The organism is Vibrio sp. TH_r3 (genome assembly GCF_033101115.1).
In the GTDB taxonomy this organism is placed as follows: Bacteria; Pseudomonadota; Gammaproteobacteria; order Enterobacterales; family Vibrionaceae; genus Vibrio.
In genome coordinates, this window is the sequence record NZ_JAWMPW010000024.1 from 24,272 (window position 1) to 49,914 (window position 25,643).

General features: G+C 39.0%; 22 protein-coding genes. 6 read left to right on the plus strand and 16 right to left on the minus strand.

Translation table 11 applies throughout. The annotated features are described in order from the left end of the window. Positions 1–215: 215 nt before the first annotated feature. On the minus strand, positions 216–1,526 hold the full coding sequence (locus R3X26_RS15805) for an anaerobic sulfatase maturase (RefSeq protein WP_317718293.1): 1,311 nt from the start codon (positions 1,524–1,526) through the stop codon (positions 216–218). A gap of 376 nt (positions 1,527–1,902) precedes the next feature. Between R3X26_RS15805 and araC the strand changes: the two genes are divergently transcribed. Continuing rightward, complete coding sequence (gene araC, locus R3X26_RS15810; RefSeq protein ID WP_317718294.1) at positions 1,903–2,739, plus strand: arabinose operon transcriptional regulator AraC; 837 nt, start codon at positions 1,903–1,905, stop codon at positions 2,737–2,739. A gap of 85 nt (positions 2,740–2,824) precedes the next feature. On the opposite strand, the gene R3X26_RS15815 is transcribed toward araC, so the two are convergent. Genes R3X26_RS15815 through R3X26_RS15825 form a run of 3 tightly spaced genes read right to left on the minus strand, consistent with a single transcriptional unit; the run spans position 2,825 to position 5,777 of the window. Next, positions 2,825–4,342, minus strand: a complete 1,518-nt coding sequence (locus R3X26_RS15815; RefSeq protein WP_317718295.1) for a tripartite tricarboxylate transporter permease — start codon at positions 4,340–4,342, stop codon at positions 2,825–2,827. Between the two features lie 9 nt (positions 4,343–4,351). Beyond that, positions 4,352–4,801 carry a tripartite tricarboxylate transporter TctB family protein gene (locus R3X26_RS15820; protein ID WP_317718296.1) on the minus strand — a complete coding sequence of 150 codons (450 nt, stop codon included), beginning with the start codon at positions 4,799–4,801 and terminating at the stop codon, positions 4,352–4,354. A gap of 19 nt (positions 4,802–4,820) precedes the next feature. Further along, positions 4,821–5,777 (minus strand): tripartite tricarboxylate transporter substrate binding protein, encoded by a 957-nt coding sequence (locus R3X26_RS15825; RefSeq protein WP_317718297.1) that lies wholly within the window; start codon positions 5,775–5,777, stop codon positions 4,821–4,823. Positions 5,778–6,064: 287 nt separating this feature from the next. Here R3X26_RS15825 and R3X26_RS15830 point away from each other — a divergent pair, with 287 nt between their 5' ends. Both R3X26_RS15830 and R3X26_RS15835 read left to right on the plus strand, forming a co-directional pair. Continuing rightward, complete coding sequence (locus R3X26_RS15830; protein ID WP_317718298.1) at positions 6,065–7,387, plus strand: sulfatase-like hydrolase/transferase; 1,323 nt, start codon at positions 6,065–6,067, stop codon at positions 7,385–7,387. Positions 7,388–7,624: 237 nt separating this feature from the next. Next, positions 7,625–10,135, plus strand: a complete 2,511-nt coding sequence (locus tag R3X26_RS15835; protein ID WP_317718299.1) for an EAL domain-containing protein — start codon at positions 7,625–7,627, stop codon at positions 10,133–10,135. Positions 10,136–10,202: 67 nt separating this feature from the next. Here the strand turns inward: R3X26_RS15835 and R3X26_RS15840 are convergent, their stop codons facing one another. Both R3X26_RS15840 and R3X26_RS15845 read right to left on the minus strand, forming a co-directional pair. Then, positions 10,203–10,451: a DUF3297 family protein gene (locus R3X26_RS15840; RefSeq protein WP_317718300.1), complete on the minus strand. Its 249-nt coding sequence runs from the start codon at positions 10,449–10,451 to the stop codon at positions 10,203–10,205. Between the two features lie 211 nt (positions 10,452–10,662). Next, on the minus strand, positions 10,663–11,148 hold the full coding sequence (locus R3X26_RS15845; RefSeq protein ID WP_317718301.1) for a VOC family protein: 486 nt from the start codon (positions 11,146–11,148) through the stop codon (positions 10,663–10,665). A gap of 240 nt (positions 11,149–11,388) precedes the next feature. On the opposite strand from R3X26_RS15845, the gene R3X26_RS15850 reads away from it, so the two are divergent. Next, positions 11,389–11,811 carry a universal stress protein gene (locus R3X26_RS15850; RefSeq protein WP_317718302.1) on the plus strand — a complete coding sequence of 141 codons (423 nt, stop codon included), beginning with the start codon at positions 11,389–11,391 and terminating at the stop codon, positions 11,809–11,811. A gap of 88 nt (positions 11,812–11,899) precedes the next feature. On the opposite strand, the gene R3X26_RS15855 is transcribed toward R3X26_RS15850, so the two are convergent. The 7 genes from R3X26_RS15855 to R3X26_RS15885 form a co-directional block, all read right to left on the minus strand. Next, positions 11,900–12,916, minus strand: a complete 1,017-nt coding sequence (locus R3X26_RS15855) for a LacI family DNA-binding transcriptional regulator (protein WP_317718303.1) — start codon at positions 12,914–12,916, stop codon at positions 11,900–11,902. A 71-nt stretch (positions 12,917–12,987) separates the two neighbouring features. Next, positions 12,988–14,085 carry a sn-glycerol-3-phosphate ABC transporter ATP-binding protein UgpC gene (locus R3X26_RS15860; RefSeq protein WP_317718304.1) on the minus strand — a complete coding sequence of 366 codons (1,098 nt, stop codon included), beginning with the start codon at positions 14,083–14,085 and terminating at the stop codon, positions 12,988–12,990. Between the two features lie 2 nt (positions 14,086–14,087). Then, positions 14,088–15,050: a carbohydrate ABC transporter permease gene (locus R3X26_RS15865; RefSeq protein ID WP_317718305.1), complete on the minus strand. Its 963-nt coding sequence runs from the start codon at positions 15,048–15,050 to the stop codon at positions 14,088–14,090. A gap of 6 nt (positions 15,051–15,056) precedes the next feature. Then, positions 15,057–15,920, minus strand: coding sequence for a sugar ABC transporter permease (locus R3X26_RS15870; protein ID WP_317718306.1), 864 nt, complete (start codon positions 15,918–15,920; stop codon positions 15,057–15,059). 120 nt (positions 15,921–16,040) lie between these two features. After that, entirely contained in the window at positions 16,041–17,390 is a 1,350-nt protein-coding gene (locus R3X26_RS15875) for an ABC transporter substrate-binding protein (RefSeq protein WP_317718307.1), read from the minus strand. Between the two features lie 62 nt (positions 17,391–17,452). Further along, positions 17,453–19,153: a sugar phosphorylase gene (locus tag R3X26_RS15880; RefSeq protein WP_317718308.1), complete on the minus strand. Its 1,701-nt coding sequence runs from the start codon at positions 19,151–19,153 to the stop codon at positions 17,453–17,455. 292 nt (positions 19,154–19,445) lie between these two features. After that, positions 19,446–21,734 carry a glycoside hydrolase family 9 protein gene (locus R3X26_RS15885; protein WP_317718309.1) on the minus strand — a complete coding sequence of 763 codons (2,289 nt, stop codon included), beginning with the start codon at positions 21,732–21,734 and terminating at the stop codon, positions 19,446–19,448. A gap of 336 nt (positions 21,735–22,070) precedes the next feature. Between R3X26_RS15885 and R3X26_RS15890 the strand changes: the two genes are divergently transcribed. Then, the gene (locus tag R3X26_RS15890; protein ID WP_317718310.1) at positions 22,071–22,220 is read left to right on the plus strand and encodes a hypothetical protein; all 150 of its coding nucleotides are present in this window, start codon (positions 22,071–22,073) and stop codon (positions 22,218–22,220) included. 125 nt (positions 22,221–22,345) lie between these two features. Here R3X26_RS15890 and R3X26_RS15895 read toward each other — a convergent pair whose 3' ends face one another. Together R3X26_RS15895 and R3X26_RS15900 are read right to left on the minus strand one after the other, a co-directional pair. Beyond that, positions 22,346–22,885, minus strand: a complete 540-nt coding sequence (locus R3X26_RS15895) for a ClbS/DfsB family four-helix bundle protein (protein WP_317718311.1) — start codon at positions 22,883–22,885, stop codon at positions 22,346–22,348. Positions 22,886–23,118: 233 nt separating this feature from the next. Then, positions 23,119–24,003: a LysR family transcriptional regulator gene (locus tag R3X26_RS15900; protein ID WP_317718312.1), complete on the minus strand. Its 885-nt coding sequence runs from the start codon at positions 24,001–24,003 to the stop codon at positions 23,119–23,121. A 165-nt stretch (positions 24,004–24,168) separates the two neighbouring features. On the opposite strand from R3X26_RS15900, the gene R3X26_RS15905 reads away from it, so the two are divergent. Then, on the plus strand, positions 24,169–24,669 hold the full coding sequence (locus R3X26_RS15905) for a nuclear transport factor 2 family protein (protein ID WP_317718313.1): 501 nt from the start codon (positions 24,169–24,171) through the stop codon (positions 24,667–24,669). A gap of 278 nt (positions 24,670–24,947) precedes the next feature. Here R3X26_RS15905 and R3X26_RS15910 read toward each other — a convergent pair whose 3' ends face one another. Further along, positions 24,948–25,214 (minus strand): hypothetical protein, encoded by a 267-nt coding sequence (locus tag R3X26_RS15910; protein ID WP_317718314.1) that lies wholly within the window; start codon positions 25,212–25,214, stop codon positions 24,948–24,950. Between the last annotated feature and the right edge of the window lie 429 nt (positions 25,215–25,643).

The following is a 25,643-nucleotide window of genomic DNA, read 5'->3' on the forward strand; positions in this document are numbered from 1 at the left end:
AATATTTAGTAGTACAAAAGAATAATTGCTCACATTGATTTGAAATCACAATGTCATCTTATAATACAAATAGACGCTCATTTGGGAACTAAATCGCATTACAAAAAATTTCGGTTATTGATTTGTAATTTAGTGTCTTTGATCACGGTTTGTGAACAAACAACGTTGCTATATCACAAGATAGAAAAGGGCAGCTTGAGGTTTTGTTTTATTAGCTAACCACAACATTTTTTGAATTTTTTTCCACTGCCGCATGGACACGGTTCATTTCTGCCTATACGAATAGAAGGCTCGGGCTTTCCGGTGTCGTTATCTTGTATGGCATAATAGGCCATGATTTCTGCAGCGGGTCGACGTTGCCTGAGCAATTGAGCCATTACTTGCATAGCTTTCTCACTATGGCGAAAAAAATCAAAGTAACCACTGCACAAATAGTTATGATCGGGTTTACCGGATGGCCCTTGTTTAAATCTATGCTTTGGGCAGCCACCAAAGCAGGCGAATTGGTAACGGCACTCTCGGCATTTCTTGTTTAGGGTAGTGAATTTATCGACACTAAATTGTATCGCCTTGTCACTGTTGTTTAGCGTAGAAATATCTGTGTTATGAATATTTCCGAGTTTGTATTCTGGGTAAACATAATGGTCACATTGATACAAATCGCCATTCGCCTCTAGTGTCAAAACATGGCCACATTGTTTGGAGAAAATGCAGATTCCACTTGCGTTACCAGTCCAACTGGCTAATGTCGAATCAAACATTTGTACAAAGGTAGAACCAACATCGTGGCGAACCCAATAGTCGAAAATCGTAGTTAAGAATTGCCCATATTCTTTTGGATCTACCGACCAAGGTGTCATTTTTGCAAGTGAGTCGGACGGCCCAGCAAGGAGGTGTGTATCATTATGTGAGGTTTGAGTACTGCGTTCTACTAAGGGAATAAACTGTAAAAAAGTCGAGCCAATGGATTTTAAGAACTGATAAACGCGCAAAGGATGCTTTACATTCTCTGCGTTAACAACAGTGAGAGTATTAAACTCGATGTTATGTTTTTTAAGTAAATTAACCGCCGCCAGCACGTTTGCGTGTGTGCCTTTTTTACTACGTGTTACTCGATAGCGGTCATGTAAATCTTCTGGCCCATCAATGGATATGCCAATAAGAAAGTGATGTTTTTTAAAGAATTGACACCATTGGTCATTCAAAAGTATGCCATTAGTTTGGAACGCATGGTTAATGGTTTTATTACCACGGTATTTTTCGCACAAGTAGACAACCTTTTGGTAAAACTCTATGCCGAGTAGAGTTGGCTCGCCGCCTTGCCACGCAAATTCGACTGTATTGTTAGGTTGTGCTTCGATATGTTGCTTAATGAAGACTTGTAATGTTTCGTCTGACATGCGCCAATTAGCTTGCCGCTCAGGGTAGAGCATCTCTTTCTCTAAATAAAAACAGTATTCACAATCTATATTGCAGACTGAACCGGAAGGTTTTGCCATTACATGGCAACCGATAGTTGAGGTCATTGTTATTCCTTGTCTTGAAGCATATTAAACCCAGTATTAGAATGGCTGTTCAAGCGAGTACAACGAATAAATAGTAAACATTGCTTCGGGATGAAAAAAGTGTCTTCGTTTTAGTTTAGCGACATAGAAAAAATAATTTCAGCTTTCTAATAAGGTTATTAATTTTTATTAATAGTGGTACTTTACTTTATATCCTTATTAATAAGTATGATCTTAGGCATAAATTTCAGAGTATATTTAATGATGGTATGGTTTGATAATATAGCCTTGCTATAAATATAGAGTGGGTTAAAGTGAAACTTACAGCAATGAATAAACAGTGTATACTTTAATGATATTTTTTATGTTCTCTTAGTATAAATAGAAAGGACTTAATGTGGAAACAGACCCTTCCAAACCAGATTATCAATTTGGTAATGATTTAATGTCAGGTCGTACCTACAGTGAAAAAGATAATAATAGAGATTTTTTAGTCAATAGACCAAATGGTATGAAAGGATTTACATTAAATATCACGACCAAAGGCAGTGGTTTGCTTGTGAGTGATAATGAAACCTTTGTAGTGAAAGAGAATGACATATTGCTATTGCCACCATCTGTACCGCATTATTATTTTAGAAATCCAGATTTTGAGTCATGGGAAAGACGTTGGGTGTATTTTCGCCCAAGAGAACATTGGCAAGAATGGTTATCTTGGGACAAAAAAATAGGTAGCATATATACATCACATATCATTAATCAAAAAGATATTGATGTATTAAATAGAAACTTTATAAAAATTGAGAAAAATATTAAGAGTGATTTGCCTTTGAGTACAGAAATTGCCTATGCGATTTTGGAGAAGCTGATTATTCAATGTAAGTCATTACAGCCTAGTATTTATGGTAATCGTTATGATGAGCGTGTTTTAAAGGTTATTGATATTATCTCGCGTAACTTAGATAAAGATTATTCGATTGAATACCTAGCAGAACAAGTTAATTTGTCTGAGTCTCGATTAATGAATTTATTTAAAAATCAAGTGTATATGAGTATTATAAAGTGGCGAGATGAACAGCGCATCTCTTGTGCAAAAAACATGCTAGCAAACACTGGCGATTCTATTAGCGACATTGCAAAGTTAGTTGGATACAATGATCCGCTTTATTTTTCAAGAGTGTTTAAGAAAAATGTTGGTAGAAGCCCAAATCAATTTAAAAAAGAAAATAGCTAATGCTATTTTCTTTTTTAATAAATATTCATAACAAGTAATAAAAATAAATTCATTCTTAAATAAGAATAAAGCACCTATTATTATATTATGTCTGTTGTTGTATTTCTTTGTTTACTGTGCGAACTTGTTTTATACGAGAATAAGCAAACCAAACTAGTAAACTAATAAATATAGCAATAAGAACCAGTGAGGCTGGGCGACCAAAAAATATGAACCAATCGCCTTGAGCCATGGTAATTGTTCGTCTTAGGTTCATTTCAGTTAAATTACCAAGCACTAAGCCCAGTAAAATTGGTATAGGCGAAAATTCAAGTTTGATCAATATGTAAGCAATAACACCAAATATAATTGAAACGTAAATATCGTACATGGTGTTATTAATTGAAAATGTTCCTGCAAAACAGAATATAACGATGAGCGGCGTTAATAATGCGAAGTCAATTTTGGTGATTTTGGCAAAAAAAGGCATCAACAAACGACCTTGAATTAACATAAAAATATTGATGAATATGAGACCAATCATAACCGCATAAACTTCTACACCATGTTCTTGAAACAAATTGGGTCCGGGAGTTAATCCGTTTATCATCAATGTGCCCAGTAGTATCGCTACTGCCGCATCTCCAGGTATTCCTAAAGTGAGTAAAGGAATGAGTGTTGCCCCAGTAACCGCGTTGTTGGCTGACTCTGCCGCCGAAATACCTTCTATTGATCCTTTACCAAATTGCTGTTTATTTTTTGAGTTTCTACGAGCAGTATCATAGCTAAGAAAAGAGGCCATTGAGGCGCCTGTCCCCGGAATGCAACCAATGATAGTACCAATAACCGATGAGCGGAAAAGTACTAAATATGAGGCAAAAAACTCTTTCAGTGACAGCGTATCTTGCGTGTCTTTGGTTGTGGACAGGCGTTCAGATTGGCGCGTTTTATTATACTTACTGGCATTAGATATCGTTTCCGAAATAGCAAATAAACCAATAAGAACTATAACCAAATTTAACCCACCATACAGATTGAAATCATCAAAGGTGAAACGGAAAACACCACTAATACTGTCCATTCCTACTGTCGATAATAATAATCCAAGACAACCCGCCATTATTCCTTTTACTAAATTTCCGCTGCTGACACCAGAAATAATGAGTAAGCCGAAAATGCATAAAATAAAGTATTCGGGAGGTCCAAAGTTTAAAGCAATATTGGCCACTAATGGTGCTGCAAACAATAAGACTAACGCGCTAAATATTCCACCAAAACCAGAGGCATATAAAGCTGTCAACAAGGCTTTATTAGGTTTGCCTGCTTGAGCCATCGGGTAACCGTCTAGCATTGTTGCTGCTGCGTGAGGTGTCCCTGGTGTTTTTATTAAGATCGCAGAAATTGAACCACCGTAGCTTCCCGAACAGTAAATACCGAGCAGAAACATAAATGAGGAAATAGCATCCATAGTGTATGTGAATGGCATAAATAAAACCAAACACAACATAACAGTGAGGCCGGGAATAGAGCCAAATACCAAGCCGAGTAACAAACCAATATTTAAATAAATGAAACTCGATGCGGTGAAAAAAGCAATGAATCCATCTGCAAATAAACTATCCATTATTCATTCCTATGGCAGCTGTACTAATAACAAATTTTTGAATACATAATTGACCAACAAACAGCAGGCAACGAGAAATAACGTATATTTCATATTGGTGATTCTAAAAAAAATCAGAGAAAGAATACTGAATGCGATTGAGGAAAATAAGAAGCCTATTTTAGGGGTGGCTAAAGCGTAAGCGACAATTAATACAATAAATAGTAGTGATCGCATCTCAGTGTTAAGTTCAATTTTGAATGCTTTCTCTTCCGTTTGTTGTTTGATTTGTAACCGTACTTCATTAATGAAAAGGAAAATACTACTCACCAACATCAAGATAGTGATCCAACGAGGGAAAGATTGAGCATTAATCCCTACATTCGAACTAGCCAATATTTGTTCTGGTATTGCATATAAAATAAATAATGACAGTCCTATAAAAAGGGCACTACCTATGATGTTGGTGGTTATTTTCATTTTGATACCTTTTGATTGATTATTTTTTAGCAATTTCCCAGAAACGATTTACTTTTTCTATTGTGGTTTCTACATGCTGATTCAGTCCATCACCATCAATCGGATCGATATTTACCCCTAGGTTATCCGCGACTTCTTGGAATTTAGGGTTCTGCAAAATATTAAGGAAATGATTACGTATTTCTTGTACTAATTGTGGGTCTGTCCCTTTGCGAGTTAACATCATCATGCGATTTACTATCCAAGTGTCGTATCCAAATTCTGTTACAGGAGGCAGATCGTATACATCCGTTTTAAGTGGTTTTTCATCAAACACTAAAATAGCTTCAAGTTCATCCGCTTTAACATACTCTTTAGCTAATGAACCATGCGTTACGGCTAATACTACATCGCCAGATATAGTGGCATTCATTGCTTCATTTGCGCCATTAAAGCCGACCGCTTCATAATCAATGCCCATTTCAGACAGTAGAGCTGAAATGATTAAAAATTCAGTTCCGTTAAGGCCATTGACACCAAACAGCACTTTTTTATTTTTACCGTAATTTTTTAAGTCTTCAAAGTTCTCAATACCAGACTCAGGGTTAGCCACCAGTACAAACGAAGACGTATAAATGTTCATAATAGGAGTAAAGTCTTCCCATTTGTAAGCGACTTTATTTGTTTTTGGACTAATTGAGAAGTTACCTTCACTACCATAAATAATTTTAGTGGTATTCGGTCTTTCACGCAGATATTCAGTTAAAGCAACCACACCTCCAGCACCTAATCTATTTGTTGGGACAATAGGTTGGCCAAATTCATCGGCACCAAATTGCGCCATCGCTCTGTTTACTTGGTCGGCAAGTCCACCTACAGCCCATGGAACAACCGTTGTAATCGGTTTAGTCGGCCAATTTTCAGTGGCTGATTGTGCCGAGAATGCTATCAATCCTAGCGATAGTATTGCGCTTATCTTTTTGACTAATTTCTTCATGACTCGCTCCGTTATAGTTGTATTATCCATATTGTTGTAGGTTTGTAATCGTTAATGTTTCACAGTGGAATTATTAATAAAATGTTATCAACACGGCCAATAATAGATAAAAACCACTAAAATAAAGAGATTTAGATCAAATAATTTAACTGGTTATTCATTTTTTAGAGAAAAATGTGAAGTTTGTCAAACTGCTAGTTTAATAGTATTGTCCATGCTTTTTTCTTGTACAATACTAGAGTTAAATTCGCTAGGATTTTATTTATTAACTATTAGGAGAAGATGAAATGGGGAAAAAGAAAAATGTTTTGATCTTTTTTACTGATCAGCAAAGAGCGGACACATTGGGTGTGCATGGCAATCCTTTAGATCTTACTCCTAACTTGGATTACGATGCATTGAATGGTACGCATTGTGAAAATGCGTTTACTGCACAACCCGTGTGTTTGCCTTCCAGAGCATGCTTACAGACCGGTAAATATGCGTCTGAAATTCAATGTAATACTAATGATGATATTTTACCGACCGACGAATTAACTTTAGCCCATTATTTTAATGATGCTGGCTACAATACTGCCTATTTTGGTAAGTGGCATTTGCATGCTTGTGATACTGCGCCTTTTTCACAACCACAAGGAGGCTATAAAACTTGGTGCGCAGCCAATATTTTAGAGTCGATTTCGGACGCTTATGAAACGGTTTTGTATGATGAAGAGGGCAATGAAGTGCGTCTTCCTGGTTATCGAGTTGATGCAACGGTTGACCGTGCAATTCGCTATATTGATGAAAACAAAGACTCTCCATTCTTTATGATGGTATCGTTACTTGAACCACATATGCAAAATACCAGAGATGATTATCCCGCACCTACAGGCTATCAATCACGATATATTGATGCATGGACTCCACCCGATCTTAGAGCCTTATCAGGCACGTCTGCACAGCATCTTCCAGGCTATTATGGAATGGTGAAGCGTATAGATGAAGCGTATGGTCGATTAAAAGATGCACTAAGAAGTTTAAATTTACTGGATGATACTATTGTTTTATTCACGAGTGATCATGGGTGTCATTTCAAAACAAGAAACACTGAATATAAGCGCTCTTGTCATGATTCTTCGCTCAAAGTGCCGATGGTTTGGTCGGGTGCTCAGTTTGCTAGAGGAGGACGGTTGCCGAACACAATTAGCTTAATCGATGTACCTCCAACGTTATTGGATGCCTGTGATATTCCGGTTCCAGATTATATGAGTGGGCAGTCCATTTTACCTTTAGTTAATCGAGTTGATTGCCAGTTTAGAAATTATGTTTATGCAGAGATTAGTGAATCTCACGTTGGGCGTTGTATTCGAACTCGCCGTTGGAAATACAGCATTCGACTAGTAGAAGACAATACCTATGTTGAAGATTTTCTATATGATTTGATGGCTGACCCGTGGGAGTTAAATAATATCATTGGTTTTAGGAGTCATAAGCATGTTGTTTCGGTACTAAGACAGAAGTTAATTGACCATATGCTCCAAATCGGTCAAATAGAGCCGAATATTGTCGAAGCCGCTGAAGTTGATTCAAAGCAATATCAAATAACTATTGAAGAGGCTTATTGTTAATTATGTTTGTTTGTTAATCTATTGTGTCTTTACACTTATGAATATGATTTATTTTGCATAAGTGTAATGACCTCAAAAAGTAGAGCATCTACATTAGCCAAATAGGGAAAACTAATATAATAATTACATAAAAACTTCTTATAATTTAAATGAATAGATTATATGGTATTCATTTACTACTGCTACGACTTAAGTATACTTAAGTAAGGTTAAGTAGAATAATAGTAAGTGAATTGCATGGCGAATGAGTCGAAAGTACATGAAAATAAAATTTTAATTGTTGATGATGATCCTTCCGTCATACATATACTTAAACAGTCTATGCGTGAGTTAGGGAAGCTCTATTTTGCTACCAATGGTAGTGAAGCTATTCAGCTTGCAGCTACGATTAAGCCAGATTTAGTACTTTTAGATATTCAAATGCCAGATTTAGATGGTTATCAGGTGTACAACGTACTGAAAGACAACTCTGAACTAAAATATACTTCTATTATGTTTATCACCTCTCAAGGTGACAGCCAAAGTGAACTAAAAGCGCTCGAAATGGGAGCAGTCGATTTTATCCAAAAGCCGATTAATCAAAAGATTGCTCGAGCTCGAGTCAAAACTCAACTCGCTCTAAAAGAAGAACAGCGTAATCTGAAGTTAGCGCGAAGTACTCTTGATACCATCATTTATCATTTACCTGTTTTTGTCTCTTATTGGGATGAACATGCACAAAATGTATTTAGCAATGATTATGACGGATATTGGTTTGGTTTAGATACCGAAGAGTTGCTAAAGAAAAATTTCATGCAAGTGATTCAGGGTTGTGAAGGATTAAACCAAAATACGGTTGAATCACTAAGCTTAGCTGTAGAGGCTCTTCCATTAGGAACACCACTTGATATCGACTTTACGCTAACTAAAACTGCAGATAATTCAAAATCTTATCAAGATGTTAACAACGAAATCTTTGTTACAGCTTCACTCGTCCCCACACTAGTTGACGGTGTTTTTAAAGGGTTTGTTATGTTGCTCAACGATATAACGCCGCTAAAAGCACTGCAAGTTGATTTACACCAAGACAAAGAGTTATTGCGCGTCACGTTAAATTCTATTGGTGATGCGGTTATTACTACCGATATCACGGGTAAGATCACATTTATGAATCCGATTGCTGAATCACTAACAGGTTGGAGTAATGAGGCCGCGTTGACTCAATCAATTGAACGAGTTATGCCATTAAAAGATGCAAGCCGAAATTTTGAGTTAAACAACCCTATTTATACTGCCATGGGTGAAAAAAGGGTAGTAGGTATGGCGTTTAATACCACATTAGTTGGTACCGATAACACCATTTATGAAGTGGAAGATTCAGCGGCTCCTATTCTTGATACTAATGACCAAGTATTGGGCGGGATTATCGTTTTTCATGATGTGAGTGAAGCAAGAGCGATGTCTTTAAAAATGACGCATCTTGCTAATCATGATGCATTAACAGGTCTGCCAAATAGAATGTTGTTACAAGACAGAGCTAGGTATGCGATTGATAGTGCAAAAGACAATGAACAACTGGTCGCAATGTTAATATTGGATGTCGATAACTTCAAACACATAAACGATGCAATGGGGCATGCTGTTGGTGATACTATTCTAAAATATGTAGCCGATCGTTTAGGAAACATAACGCGAAATGTTGATACGTTAAGTCGTCAGGGAGGCGATGAATTTACCGTTATTTTGACTCAAATAGATAGTCAAGCAGCGATTATTAATTACTTAAATAAGATCAAACAAACGCTCAGTGACGCCTTTATTTTAGATGGGGAACGTTATGAGGTAAGTTGTAGTATTGGAGTCAGTATTTTCCCTGATGATGCACAAAATGTTGAAGAACTATATAAACATTCCGATACCGCCATGAACTTAGCCAAAGCAAAGGGTAAAAATGGTTGGCACTTTTTTTCTGGCGAGATGGCTGAACAAATGTCGCAACGTCATGAAATAGAAAAATATTTACGTTATGCGTTACAAGAATCGTTATTTGAAGTGCACTATCAACCTAAAGTGGATGTATCTAATCATGCAGTGGTCGGGGTGGAAGCTTTATTAAGATTAAAAAGTGCCCAAGGCGAGCCTATACCCCCGGGTTTATTTATTCCAATAGCAGAAGAATGTGGCCTGATTGTACAACTTGGCGCCTTTGTTCTGGAGCAAGTGTGTAAAGATGCGAACCAATGGCAAGCTGATGGTTTAATGCATATTGTTAGTTTAAATATTTCCACCTTACAGTTTAACGACGATGATTTTATGTCGAGCGTTAAAAATATATTTGAAAAATATTCAAATCTAAATTTGAATTTGATCGAGTTCGAAATCACTGAAGGTGTATTGGCTAAGAGCATCGAGAAAACTCGCCAGAAACTGATGATTTTGAAAAAAATGGGGATCAAGATTTCTATTGATGATTTTGGTACGGGTTACTCAAGCTTTACTTATATCAAAAAATTTCCTATCGATACAATAAAGATCGATCAGAGTTTCGTGCGAGACATTTTTGTCGACCCTAGTGATAAAGCAATTGTCCGAGCTATTATTAATTTTGGAAAGGCGTTGGATTTAAAATTAGTTGCGGAGGGAGCAGAAACTAAAAAGCAGGTGGATTTTTTAGTGGATAATGGCTGCGATATCGTACAAGGTTACTACTATTCAAAACCTATCCCATATAATGATACGACCGCGTTTATTCACGAGTTTCAGAAATAAAATCACAATCATAAGGAGTCAATTTTCATCTAGGCTTGACTCTTCATGATTGATTCAAGATAGGTGATTAACGATAAAATGCTTCGACTATGCCTTTTAACGTGATCAATATGGGTTGCCCACGACGGTCTAGTGCTTTAGGTGATGGAATTTTAACCCAACCTTCACTAATGCAGTATTCTTCAACGTCGAAACGTTCTTTGCCATTTAAGCGAATTCCTATCTGATGAGCAAAGCAAGCTTCTAGATGATGTGGGCTACGTGGATTGCCTGAAAGGCGATCTGGTAACTCGGGTTTTGCGGTTGTATCGTTCATATTCTCTGTCTATCACCAATAAAAAGTAGCTCATTGTAGACAAAGTGACTATAACGCTCAAGGAACTATAATACTTAAACTGTAAATAAAGGGTAAAGTCAGACTTTACCCTTGAAAGGCTAAGTGTTTTGATAAGCGTAATGGCCTACGTGTTTAAAATTAGCTTAATTAGCTTAATTAGCTTAATTAGCTTATAGGTTAATGGCGCTATTTATTCGTACTCTGAAGAATAGGTTTCCGCATACGGATGCGAATACAGTTCGAAAAGTGTGCCAAACGGGTCTTGTAAATAGACCATCTTATACGGTCTATTGTCATCTTCCGGATGATATCTCATGATATCCATTCGTACTTTGCCGCCATATTGTTCAACTTTGTCAATTACGCCCTCAAAATCGTCGGTTTCTAAACAAAAGTGGAATAGGCCGATTTTTGAAAAGTCGACTTTATGTTTTTCTTCTCTCTCTTTCATTTCGAAAAGTTCAAAGCCAATGCCATCTTTGCTTACAAGGTGTGCAATATTAAATCCTTTAAACCCTTCGCCAAATACAGCGATACACATGGCGCCAATCGCGGTCTCTTTTTCTTCTATTATTTCAGATTTTTCCATGATGACGGTTAAGCCTAAAGCTTTGGTATAAAACTCAACCGCTTTATCCATATTACTTACCATTATACCTACGTGATTCATTTTCATTTTGTTCTCTCTATTATTGTCTTTGTGCTTATTGGTCTCGATGAAGAGATTATAGGGCGAACAAATAATCACATAAAATTATTATATTTAATTATTTTAATAATTTTATGTAATGATGCGAAGGTGATATTTGTGGGCTTTGAAAAATGAGAATAGACGAGCAAAATAGGTCGTTTTGTGGTGCTATTCTTGTTAAGAGCGTTATGTTTTTCGTCACTATAGTTTGAGGGGGTAACCGTTATGTATAAACATATTTTAGTCGCAGTTGAGCTTTCTGAAGAGAGTAAAGCGCTGATAGATAAAGCGACGGTTTACGCTGAAAAATTCGGTGCTGATGTGTCACTGGTTCACATTGATAGTAGCCACGGTGAGATATACAGTGAGATTTTTGATTTGACAAAGCCGGAAGAAAAATCAAATGTAAATGATAAAACCAATCGTTATTTCCAGCAGTTTATACAGAGTGCTCAAATACCTATTGAGTATGCGCTGGTCGGAACAGGAAATATTGCTAACAAGCTGCCGGATATTATTGAACAATATAACGTTGATCTGTTGATATGTGGTCACCATCACGATTTTTGGAGCCATATTATTTCTACTTCACGTCAATTGATCAATAGCAGTTCGGTGGATATTTTGGTGCAACCAATTGAGGAGTAATGATTAAACATTTTAATGTTTAAAGAGATAAACACAAACTGGTTCAGGTCTAGATAGATCTGAACCTATATATTGTTATATTGAGTATTTATGAGTTCACATTCACTTGAGCGTCTGACTGGCGAGCAATAATTTCGGCTAGATACCAGTTTTGAACTTGGAACTTCTTATTTTCTAGTTTGTTGAGCATAAGTTTTGCCATCGCTTCACCGACATCATGGGTTGCGTATTTTAGTGAGGTAATGGACGGTTTGGAGTAACGGCTATGTTCGTAATCGCCATAACCAGCAATAGCAACGTTAACTCCAGGTTGGTACCCGAGCTCTTCACAAGCGGCTATTGTACCCAGTGCCATGGTGTCATCGGCACACAAAATCGAAGTAGGGCGTTTGGCAAGTGACATCACTTCTTTGGTCATAGTCATTGCCGCACCTTCATTAAGATCACCGTTTAAAAGCCAACGTTTATCAATACTCAGATTGGCTTCTTTCATGGCTTGTATATAGCCTTGTTGACGGGCTTGAGATAAGGTCAATTCAATGGGCGCATCAAGGAAAGCAATACGAGAATGACCGAGTGATATTTGTCTTTTGGTTAGCTCATAAAATGCCTTTTTATTATCAACATCGACGAAGCTATCAATGGCATAGCTAGCATCAAAACCGTGGCAAACGTACGGAAATTGGTGTTTTTCCAACATCTCGATTCGCTCGTCATTACTGCGCGTTCGTACAATAAATAAGCCGTCAACCAATCCGCTAGTAATAAAATCTAAATAAACCTGCTGTTCATTTTGCCATTCAGATATGGTGGTTACGATGAGTTGATATTCGTGCTTGGCTAAAAACGCTGACGCTCCGGCGAGAACTTTAGAGAAAGCGGGTGATACAAACATCCGAGAACTAGCAGGTAATATAATACCGACATTACGTGACTTACCTGACGCTAGTCGTTTTGCTGTCGGGTTGGCTTTATAGCCCATTTCCTGTGCCGCGAGCAGGATTTTTTTCCGAGTCTCTGCGTTCACATCAGTATAACCATTTAATGCTCTGGAAACGGTGGATTTTGATATCCCCAGATGCTCAGCAAGTTTCTTGATAGACATAAATTACTCTATATTTAATATTTGGAAATCGTATCAAGGGGGCCAGAGTTTGGCCCCTAATTTATATCAATTTACAGACGATTTTCTGTTTCTTGGTCAAATAATAACACGCGAGAAAGATCAACTAATAGATCCACTTTTTCGCCTCTGGCTAATTCTGAACGTAGATCTAGACGAGCTTTAACATTTTCACCACCAAGGGTAAATAACACTTCTTTGTCAAAGCCCATTGGCTCAATAAGATCGACGGTTATGTTATCGAATGTGAAGCTTTCTCCATCTTCTGCGAAAAAGTTTTTATCGTTAAAAAAGTCAGGACGAATTCCCACTTTTACCGCTAAACCTTGTTCAGGGATCGCTTGATTGTACGTGACACTTGAGAGCTTTGTGCGTGGCAGTTGATAATGACCAATTTGTAAAAAATCATTATATAACGTGCCGGGCATGATATTCATAGAAGGAGAACCGATGAATTGGGCGACAAAGATATTGACGGGATTAAGATATATCTCCATCGGTGTTCCGGCTTGTGCTATGTGACCATCATGAAGTACAACAACTTTATCGGCTAATGTCATGGCTTCTACTTGATCGTGAGTCACATAAACACTTGTGCGACCAAATTTGTTATGAATTTTGCCTATTTCAGTACGCATGTGCCCACGAAGCTTAGCATCAAGGTTAGAAAGCGGTTCATCAAATAAGAACACATCTGCATCACGGATAATTGCACGCCCCATTGCAACTCGTTGACGTTGACCGCCAGATAAATCGGCCGGCTTTCTTTCCAGTAGCTCTTCTAGTTGTAGCATTTCAGACACTTCTACCAGTCGACTTTGAATTTCGCTTTCTTCCACTTTCAAACGACGTAGTGCGAAGACGATGTTTTCTTTGACCGATTTGTGCGGATATAACGCATAGTTTTGAAAAACCATGGCAATATTTCGATGTTGAGGTTCAATGTCGTTAACCACCCTATCACCAATGGAAATTTCACCAGAGGTTGCTTGCTCTAAGCCGGCTATCATGCGTAAAGTGGTTGATTTTCCGCAACCTGAAGGGCCAACAAGTACCACAAATTCGCCGTCTTCAATGTCGAGATCTATCCCTTTTACGACTTTAGTTTGGTCGTAATTCTTAACGATATTTTTAAGTTTTATAGCTGCCATGATTAACCTTTAACCCCGCCTTCAGTTTTTCCGCCTTTCATAAAGCGAGAAGCAAATAAGAAACAAACTACAATTGGAGCAAGAGTCAGCATAGAGGCTGCCATTATACGGTCCCAAATTGCGTTTTTAGAAACAAACAGCTCTTGTAGAGCCAGTGGTAGAGTGTGAAACTCTGGGTATTGTTTTAGAAATACCGAGGCAAATAAATATTCGTTCCAACCAATAATAAAACAGTAAATAAATACCGTAGCTAACATTGGCAAAGAGAGAGGAAGTACCACTTTAATTATCGCTTCGGTTCTGGAACATCCGTCCATCATTGCCGCTTCTTCTAGTGCCATTGGTATGCCGCGAAAATAGTTACCCAACATGTACATACCAACAGGCAGGGTTTGTACGATATAGATGAGAAATAAACTAAATACGCTGCCCCACATCGAAGAAGCTAATCCGATATTCATGGCCATTTGATACAGTGGCACCATCAATAACACCCCACCCACCATATAAACAAATAATACCGAGCGTTGTATAACGACTTTGCCTTTAAACCTTAGCCGGCTAATAGAGTAGGCCCCCATTACCGCAAAAATAAGCGAAAAGGTGGCGGCACCTACCGAGAATATCACGCTGTTGAACATGTATTTGCCAAACGGAAATAGGTTGTCGTTAGACGTGAATTTAGCCGAAATAGCCGCTTTTTTTTCCTCTGATAACTTAGGATTAGCCAAAATCTTCTGAATGGCTGCCGGTATTTCAACTTCTTGCGGTTCGGTTAATCCGAGCAATTCTTTGTACGCGTCAAGGTTGATCACTTGAGGAATAAGTGATGGGTTACCCCAATCAAATTGATGTTTGAGTGACGTCGATAAGATTTGTGCGAAGGGTAGTAAGCTAAAGCTGACTAATAATCCCACCGCTAAAACGAACCCTAACCGTCCTTTTAATGTTTTTTTTGCTAGCATTATTAATTACCACTTCATGATTTTTTTGATGTAGAACCAGATAAATATACACAGAACACCAAGTTGAATCACTGATGTTGCGGCCGCTAGGCCTTGATCTATAACACCTGTAAAGGCTTGGTAATAGGTAAAGATAGGCAAGGTTTGCACGTTAGGTGCAAGTAAATACACATCTTCAAATCTATTTAAGTTCCAAATAAGTCGTAGCAAGACCACGGTTGCTAAAACAAAATGCAATTCTGGTAGTGTTACGTGGAAAAAGCGTCCGATTGGCCCGTAGCCATCCAATGATGCCGCTTCATATTGATCGCGTGAAATTGATACCAATTTGGACAAAATCAACATATAAGCAATAGGCGCATGTTTCCAAATATCGAAAATAACCACAACCCACAAGGCGGAATCTGGGTCGCCAATAAGATTGGTACGTTCGGCCCACAGATGTAAAACATCGACCATGATGTAGTTCACCACACCGGAGATAGGGTCGAATAAAAATTGCCACCCAAAAACTACTGAGATAACAGGTGCAACGTAAGGAAGCATGATGGCCGCGTTGACTAATCCTCTTCCTTTAAATGGCTCACGCAATAGCAAAGCCATCGCTAAGCCAAGTAGAGTTGTGCCTACAACAGTACCAAAGAGGTACAAACCTGTGGTACCAATGGCGGCATAATAGTCGGCATTTGATAACAATTTTGTGTAATTTCCTAACCCGACAAATGTTTTGTCACCATTTAGCTGAACATCAAAAAAGCTCAGGTAAATGTTATACACAAGAGGGTAAAGAATGAGTAAGCTAAGAATAATGATTGTTGGAGCAACAAGCTTCCAACCGAATCTTGCTTCAGCTCTTTCTAATGGAGTCATGAGTGTCCCTTGTAAGAAGAAGGGGGCGACAGAACGCCCCGTTCTCTTTTCTACAATGATGATTTAGTTCTATGATAATGATTTAGCTATACAACGCTTCTTTCATAACTAGTTTTGAACTTACTTCGCAACCACTTGTTGCATTTGTTCATCTGCCCAATCTAACGATTCTTGAGTATCCTTATTCTCAATAGTTGCGCTGTATATCATTCGAGGAATAATTTGTTTCGCAAAAATCTCACCAGAAGCAGGGAAGGCTTTTCCATCTACAACAGAGAAGTTTTTGATGTTGTCAAAGCCAGCAACAATCTCTTTGATAGACTCTTTACCATATTGCGCGAAGATGCCTTTAGGATCGTCTAAGAACTCATCAGTTTCGGCAATATCTCGTAGCATTGGTAAATGACCACCTACCGCCATATGTGAATATGCAACCACTTGATCTTTTTCATTCATATATTCTATGAATGTTTTAGTTGCATCGATTTCGTCTTGGTTGTCGTTCTTCATTATAGAAAAGCCAACTAAAGTACCAAACGATGAAGGCGATGTTTTAGTGATAGTGGTGGCTAAACGCGTGTTTTTGGCTAAATTTGGATCAAAAGCTGCACCTTTGAGATCTTTAAAGTTTTCAGAGCTTAATGAACTGGCGGCCGCTTCGGCCAACGCGATATCATCTAGGATATAAGATGAATAGAAAAACATGGCCAATTTACCTTGTAAATAGTAGTCGCGAGCACGCCATGTTTGTGGGCCCGGAGGGTTATATTGAGACAAGGTTTTATAAAAATCTAACACTTCAGCTTGCGCTTTTGAGTTGAAGATAAGATCGCCGTCTTTATTAAACTGGCCGGCATCATTTGATAAAGCGAACTGCGTATAACATTGCTCAGCATAGCTATCGGCTTTGGTACCAATTAATATGCCATATTGATTGTCTTCAGGTTTATAAAAATGCTTGGCTGCTTTTTCAATGGCGTCCCACGTTGTTGGTGGCTCAAGTCCCGCTTCTTTAAACCAGTCGGCACGATACCAAATACCCTGAACCCAACCACGATAAGGAACCGCAACATGTTGTTTCAGATCTGGGTTTTCCACTAGAGTGAGTGCGCCGTCGTAAAAACGTGATTTGCCAAGGGTGTTAATGACATCAGTGTTTGCTGCAGTATCAATAATGCCTTCTTCAGCGAAAGCCAATGATAGATTAGAGCCCACCTCGATTAAATCTGGTAACGTATTTGAAGCGGCTGCGGCAGCGATTTGTTTTGGCATATCGTTTTCATCTACACCAATGATCTTTACATCGATTCCGGGGTTAAGTGCTTCAAATACATCAGCCATAATCTCGATGGTTTGGATTCGGTCTGATTGAGTTTGTGTTGTCCAGTACTCTACAGTAGTTGCATTCGCCAAACTTGGTAATATTAAACCAGCTGTCGCGAGTCCGAGGGTGAGGGTCTTAAGTTTCATCGTCCTATCCTTATTTGATGTTCTTAGTTATTGAAGTCGTATTTACAATGTCGACATTCTTGTTATTTAGCGCATAGCCACATAACTTGGTAAGGTGCAAGCGTAGTGGTTGTGGTTATTTTTTGCCCAGTTATCAGGTCGGTATTTAAATGGTCTAATAATATACTGGTATTAAGTTCTACTATTTGGTTACTAATATTGATGACGACTGCAATCTGTTCATCGCGTATTAATGTCAGTAGTCGAGAATCGGTTTTTACAATTCGTTGCGAAGCATTCGGCATAAAGGCCGGTTGCTTTTTACGTAACGTTAATAAGTGTTCAAATCGTTTTAGTACTTGATAACGTCTTGTTCCAGGATCGCTTAATTCTTTAATTACGCTATCGGCGTCTAATTTTTCTCGATTGATCGCTCGGTTGTAGCCGAGTTTTTCTAGCCCTTCGAGATCGTTTTTTGACCCTAATAAGCTGTGAATATAGATACCCGGCACACCGGCCATTGCGAGTAATATGGATTGGGCAGCCATAAAGCGTTTTAAGTTAGTTTGCTCGTCGGCGCTATTGTCTCGGATGGCATCAAAATAGTTGATGTTTAATTCATAAGGGCTTTGTGTGCCGTCACCATTATCTTTATAAGAGACGCGACCACCGTTTTGTTCTACTCCATTAACTAAATCTTGTACTTGATCTTTACTTAGTATGCCTTCAACTGGGCGAACACCAATTCCATCATGTGAGGCAAGGAAATTGAAGAATGTAGTGTTGTTAGAGCATGGTTCTAAGCCTTCAATCCAGTCTACAATTTTATCGCTGTTGCCGGTTTGCAGAGTATGCAGGGTCAATGGTGGTAATGGGAATTGGTACACCAAGTGCGCTTCATTTTCACCGTTACCAAAGTAACTGATGTTATCTTTATGAGGAACGTTCGTTTCTGTAATCAGTTTTAAATGTGGCGCTGTATAATCTAAAACAACACGCATTGCTTGGATCAACGCATGAGTTTGTGGCAAATGAATACAGGCGGTATCGAGTTCTTTCCACATAAAACCAATTGCATCTAAACGGATAAATGTCGCGCCTTGTTTGGCATAAAATATCAGTAGTTCGACTATTTTTTGAAACACTTCTGGAGTGCGGAAATTAAGGTCTATCTGATCTTCACTAAAGGTTGTCCAAATATGCTTGCTGCCGTAAGCCGTTTCAAACGGTGTGAGCAGCGGCAATGCTCTTGGCCGAGTAACCGAGCTATAATCTCTGTCTGGGTTGGCTTCGACAAAATAGTGTTTATATTTCTCATTACCTTTTAAATAACCTTGAAACCATTCACTTGCTTGAGAAATATGATTGATAACCCCATCAAACATTAAATCGTAATCGTTGGCTAGCGCTTTAACATCACTCCAATCGCCAAGATCCGAGTTAATTTGCCAATAATCGGTAACTGAAAAGCCATCATCGGAAGTATAGGGATAACAAGGTAAAAGGTGCACAGCAGAAAGTACGTTATTTGCTTGTTGATTGAGAAAATTATGTAGTGTGTTAAGTGGTGCTTCGCCTTTTCGTATGATCGAGTCGCCATAGGTGATGAGCATGATATCGGTTTGGTCAACCCATAACTTATCGTTGATCGGCATTTGAGATTCGGACGCTAATTTGACTAGTTGGGGAATAAGTTGTGAAAGTTGTTCTGGCGAATAAACGCCAGCAAGAATCTGTTGCAGATCTTTGCTTAGGTTGTTCAGTTTATTTATTTCTACAGTCATTTGGCGTCATTCCACACAATGTTTAGTTTTGAAACGGCTAGCTTCGATATCGTTAGCTAACAGATGGTCAATGTTTAATTTATTTTTAGTTCTCTACTATGAAACATTTTAATAACAAAACCGGTTTTGGGTTTAGTTTTAAAAAAACGAGATAATAATCTCGATACTTCCTTAGAATAGAACTCATTGAATGTTATTTAGTCTAGTACAACTTTTATTGTCGATATATTGCGCTACTTCTCACTTTTCACACTCAACCAAAACCGGTTTTGGTTGAGTGTGAGGTGGATCACTATTTTAGCTTGCCTTCATCTAGTGCTGACGCTACCCATACGAGCGGAGCATTCCAATTAATGGTTATTTCGTTCAACGTCCATGCGCCGATATTGTCTCGGTAACAGGTTTGTCCGGTACATTTTCCTTTCATTGTTGCCGCAATTGGATCACTAAAGCTTACAGAGTTCGGTCCACCAATTAATGCACCGGGTGCAGGAAGTGGCGAGTTTTCATTGGCTGCATGAGCCCAGAAGCGATGATGTGGATTTTGCGCAGCGCGAGTACCATAACCAGTGATATAAGAGATGTTCATTGGGTTAGCACCTAACAAATAATCCATTGCGCTGGCAGCACTTTTTAAGTACTCAATATCTTGAGTAAAATCATTGGCATAAATTAGGAAGATCGAGCGGTTAACTAAGTTGGAATTTGATCCCCATGAGTATTCTTCAACCGTATAAGGAATACGATAACCTTCATTAGCTATTTGATCTTGATAGTTTGACGCTGTATTGATAATGGCTTGTTTAGCTTTATCTGTTTCGGCTTTGGTTAATGAATTGGGTACAACAGCAAGACTGATGGTGCCAAGTGGGGCGGTGTATTGCCAAAAAATATCGCCCTCACTCGATAAGTTACCTTTTGGTGATTCTAAATAGTGAGGTGAGTTTTCAAGCTGTTTTCGGTATTTTTCTTTGCCAGTAGTGATGAAAAGTTCTGCTGAAGCCCAATAAAACTCATCATCCAATTTTAGATCATCATATGGTCCTGAACCAGTAAAGTTGTCATAGGCGTATAGGTCTGGGTGCTGATTGGCGGCTTGCCATGCATTTTCTGCAGCGGTTAAGCAGCGTTGGGAAAAGTCTTTGTCCAGCGTCTGCCAAATTCGCGCACATTGAGCACCAATAGCGGCCAAATTGAGCGTTGCCGCGGTACTCGGCTGACCAACATAGCGTTTTTGCGTGTCTTTATGCGGAGGCAGTGGCATGCCTGTCCACGCCTCATCGGCTATTTTATGCATCGCGAGATAAGAGCCATCAATTTCTGTAAGAGTGAGTTTTTTATCGCTTGATTGATCACCAATCGGCGCGGCTACATGATTACCTTTCGGAATTTGCATCGACAGCATAAATTCGATATTCCATCTTGCCTCAGAAAGCACTGGGTTAATACCGTTGTCAGCTTCAGGGATTTTCACTTTTGGACCATGAGCAAAAGGGATACTAGCGTTATTTAACCATTTTCCTCGTTCGTAGAGATTGAGTAATGTCCATGTTGAGATGCCACTATTAACCACATATTTGCCGTGATCACCTGCATCATACCAACCGCCGGTTGCATCAATAGTGAAATTGCACCCGGGCCAATCATTACCCCATGCGTCTTTTTTATCAAAGCATGTGACATTGTCACTTGTGTGCCCAGCAGGACGAGCAAGATCCGCTCGTTGTACATACTGCTCTTCGATTTTAATACCACTCCGATTTTGATAAAAATAGGATAGGGCATCATATTTCAGCGTGCTGAATACGTTGTTGCTGATATCAAATGGCAAACTTTTATCTTCGTTCACGGTAATCGTTAGGTCTTGCATTTCATTGCGGTAGTGAGATAAATCGATGCGATGCAGCTTTTCACCTGACGCTTTGTTTAAGCCAATCGGCTCAGTACGTCCCATATCTATATTAATGCCTTGAGCATTTTGCATCGTCCAACGCACGGCTTGCTCAGAGTCACTGGCAAGATAAACAAATTTATCTGCTTGAGGGTAATAGCCTACCTGATTGGCTCGTATTGGCGATATATTTGCGCTTTCAAGATAAGGTTTTCCGAGCAGAGAGATATTCGAAACACAAATTATCGCCGCTTTCTGAGCGCCCATTTGGAATTGAAATTCAGCCCCAGCATCACTTTCGCCTTGTTGAACAAATTGATACTCGAAAGACGCTTTGTTTGGTGTAATCAAGGTATCTGTCACAAAGTGATGGGTATACGGAGCGCCTTCATGCTGAATTAATGTTTTAACTTGAGTGTCTATATTAGCGTATGCGTCAAAACTGAGTTGATACGTTTCGCCTTGTTCAAGGCCTACACCCGCGTGACCAAGGATAACATTCCAAGGGTTGGCACCAGGGTTGGCTATATCCATACAGGCTTGGTTATTGTCTGTTGTGACACTGGCTCCTGCTGTCCACCAACCATCAATTCCATCGTTAAACGTGCCATTGCGAATCATTTCATCTGCGTAGGCTGTTGACAGCCCACTGGTTAATCCTATCAGTAACAGTGATATCTGCTTTTGCATACATCCTCCTCGTATCGTAGGAGGGTATTAAAAAATAAAATGAAACAGCAGACTGTGTGCACGTAACGTTTTGAATAACTGGGATGGACTATTGATTTGAATCGTGATTGTTATTACAGCTTGTCCTTATTAGGTGAAACGATTTCATGGGGTAGGGAGCACGCGATATACATAGGGATGTTCAACACTCGCTTATCATATGTACCGAATATAGTTAAGCTGTACCAATATAGTTAAACTGTGCCAATATAGTTAGACTGTACCAATATTTGTTATTCTGCCATCATTACTTTAGATGATTTTCCGCATAGTATTTTCAATGATATGGAGCGTAACTTGACTAACTATTTTGATGCTTTAGCCAGCACATGGGACAACAACCCAGAAAAAGTAGCTCGTTCAGAGGCTACTGCTAACAAAATCAAACAGATAAATTTTCCATCAAACAATAGTCTAGTTGACTTTGGAAGTGGGACAGGGTTGTAGTCAGAAGAAAATGGACAAAAAATTATTAGTGCAAGCGCACTCACTCATCCAAGATAGATTAAAAGAAGTAATTTGACACCATAGCCCTTTGTTAAGGTATGGTGCATAAAATAACCACTCTAGGATCAAATAGGGAAGCGTTTTGTATGAGCTTTGAGCTTTTTGATTGCCCACTCATAGTGACTTGGCATGGCCGAAACGCAATAGCTGCCCAACGTCGTTGTCCCTGTCCAATCAAAATGCTTCTTAGTGAAAAGCTCCTCATTGGAAAACTTTGTAGTCAGATCAAGAGCGGCTTCATGGCTTTCTTTAACCAATTCTTTTGCCAAAGAGAGCTTCGTTCCTTGGTGTTTTTCAAAGAACTCGATGTTCATTTGGCCATAGGTTTTCCAGTTGTATGGCTCAGGTAGAAAACTGCTCTTTTTACCTGCCATATTAGAATTAATCCAATTTAACAGTAGCTGATGCCACTCGTATAGATGTACTAGAACATCTCTCAGGTTTCGGTCACGACTCCAGTGAGCTTCCTTTTTGCTAGCCTCCATCGAGAAGTCAAATTCGGTCATCAGCTCAGTTTCAGACATTGACTCGATATGCATAATTAGTTTTAAGAAGCTATCATTGGCTTGCGAGATTAGTTCTTCCTTTGTCTTAGGTCTTGCCATCGTAGATGATTCCATTTGCTGCGACTTTGACAATCATATTCACATGAGAAAAAGTAAGTCAAATTGCTACGTTGCAGAATGAGGGATTAAATCGAGTAGCTTGTCTTGGGGCATTTTAATGGTAGAAGTTGTCTTAAATGCTGGCTGTAGTCAAGGCAAAAAGCTAAATACTCATGCGGCTAGCCTGGTTAATTAGCCTCTTATTGAACCATCAAAATAAGAGGCAATAAGCGCTAATTACCGAAACCCGCTAATTGATTGTGATCTGGCTTTATAGCCTCTTCCATAAAGTTGAAAAACGCCTTCACTCTGGCAGAGTTTTCCAGATCGTGGTGAGTCATCATCCAAAGGTATGTACTCTGGTGTTTCACTTCCATATCCACTTTATGCAGAGTTCCAGAACTGTCACCAATGAAACAAGGTAGATAAGCAAGCCCCATCTTATTCTCAGCCGCCATTATCAGAGGTTCGAAAGAATCTGTTTTCATAACTATCTTTTCTTCCGAAATCAGTTCTGAGACTTGTAGCGAAGCGCTGCCTTGATCCATAACTAACCAAGATGCAGACTCAAGAGGATGCTTGCCTTGGAGACCTTTAATGTAATTTGGTTCTCCATAAACACCAAAGGCCATTTTGCACAACTTAGTCCCAACAAAAGACTCCGGTAACTCACTGGTAGGACGGATCGCAACATCCGCATCTAAGTTTGAAATATCCAATCGACGAGAGGTTAGACTGAGCTCCAACTGAATTCTTGGATAAAGTTGATGAAAAGCAGCCAAATGAGTACTCAGAATCAGACGAGACAGCGCGTCTGTTGTCGTCAACCGCAGCACACCTTCCAGCTTCATTTCCTGTCCGAAAATTTTTCGCTCTAACTCTTTCACTGTGGTTTCTATATTGAGTGCGGACTCCAGCAGCATTTGCCCTTCAACCGTTAACTTGTATCCGGTAGAAAGTTTATGAAAGAGCTGTAATTTATGTCGGTGTTCAAAAGCATCAAGACGACGCAACACAGTACTGTGATTCACACCAAGTGATCTGGCAGCAGCAGATAGTGATCCTTCATTCGCCACCGTCAGGACATATTGTAGGTCACCCCATCGTATGTTGTGCATTTTTGCATACCAAATGTGTCTAATTAGTGAATTTACCAAAAATTTAACACAGGTATAGTTATCACATCAACGCAATGAATAAAATTGAAGATCAAGGCATATATAGATAGCGGTTCTTATCTCTCAAGCGTTGAACTTCACAATTTGACAATCAGGAGAAAGATAATGTTTAAGAAATATCTACTAATCGGTCTTACTAGCCTTCTGGCTTTCTTCCAACTAACCCCAGCACTAGCGGATGATACGGAAGCAGTTGACCCAGCTAAGACACTAGAAACGGCTCAAGCATTCCTATGGGCAGCAGGCTCTGGTGATATGGAAAAACTTGAGGCACTGATGACAGACGATTTTGTCTGGCACAACGAAGGTGACGTAAGCATCCCGTGGATCGGTAACTGGGATTCAAAAGAAAAAGTACTAAACACCTTCCTGCCTCGCTTTGGTGCAGGTTTGAAAGTAACAAGCTGGTCTACAGACTATAGCTTTGCAAACGGTGACCAAGCAGTATTTATGGGCAGTATGAGTGCAATTGCTAACGAATCTGGTGTAGACACTGGCAAATTCAGCTGGGCAGTACGTGTTCAGGTTGAAGATGGCAAAGTGAAAAACTGGAACTGGTTTGAAGACAGCTACGCGGTATCTAAGGCTTACCACGCCATGAAATAATTACTGCTAACCAGCTGAGTCCTGAAAGCTCAATATGTTCTCTGGGCATATTGAGCTTGTTGCTTACAGTGCATTGCATAGTGATGCATATTTGAAAGCCTATTCTGAAACCCGACACTTGGAAGGAAATGGGAGAAACCTTCCACTCGCATCTCGGCTTACTTTCAGGCGAGGACGGCGGGAAGGTAGGGACGAAATCTATCGGCTAAAATTCTCGCCAGCTTGAAAAGGGGCATTTTTAATTTAGTCGATTAATTCTGTAACACAGAAATAATGGCTCACAGATCTTCTATATCAACGTCAATTTCTGGAGAGTTTTCTCTTTGTTTAACTAGTTCTCGGTCTTGTTCATCTTCCTCAAATTCAATTCGGCAAGAGTCAAAAATATCGCCTCGTTGAACTAGAAAATCGCTATCCGCTTTATCCATATCTTCCGAATAAGATCCCCAATCTTGTTCACTTGTAGTCGCGAGTTCATCAGAGTGTCCAGTATGACTTGTTAATCCTTCCAAAAGCTCTTTTTCTGACAACCGTTTTTTATTCATAGCTTACTTCTCGCTTCGACAATGACATTAGATAATTTATAGCATATCGAGTAGCTAGCCATAATGAAAGTTAACCCTGAAACAAGGTTTGGGGCAGTAATCATTCAGAGCAGAAGTCTGGATTGTGTTTTTCCCAAAACAACGACCATTGTCCAGTAAACAGATAGCCAAATAAGAATTGTATTTTACTATCGATACATTTACCTTCACTATGTATTAAAAACTAGATATAACAATCTTTATAATGTATGCAAAATTAGATACTATTAACGTTGTGATGTATTTAATTAGAGATACAGAGTTATGAAAAAATCCGGTGTCTATGCCGTTGCACTCAAGCAAGTCAAAGCAAAAATCAGCGCTTTACTCAATTTATCTGTGCCTAAACCGCCGAAAAATGGTTGGGTGCGCAGTATCCGTGAGGCCTTA